At 37.9% G+C, this 224-nt stretch carries 1 tRNA gene; it reads left to right on the forward strand.

The annotated features are described in order from the left end of the window. Positions 1-147: 147 nt before the first annotated feature. Positions 148-223, forward strand: a tRNA-Lys gene (locus AAEY68_RS21840). Position 224 lies beyond the last annotated feature (1 nt).

Here is a 224-nt window from a genome sequence, read left to right on the forward strand (position 1 = left end):
CAGTTGGTAGAGCAGTTGACTTTTAATCAATTGGTCGATGGTTCAAATCCATCATAACCCACCATTCTTTATTCCTTGTGAATAGTGTTTGGCATCAATCGGCGGATTTACGTAAGCTTCATTCATAATTGAATAAGTGCATAGATTGGGTTATTAGCTCAGTTGGTAGAGCAGTTGACTTTTAATCAATTGGTCGATGGTTCAAATCCATCATAACCCACCAT

The sequence above is a fragment of the Pseudoalteromonas sp. RB2-MNA-CIBAN-0110 genome, from assembly GCF_040309305.1.
Taxonomy (GTDB): domain Bacteria; phylum Pseudomonadota; class Gammaproteobacteria; order Enterobacterales; family Alteromonadaceae; genus Pseudoalteromonas; species Pseudoalteromonas arctica.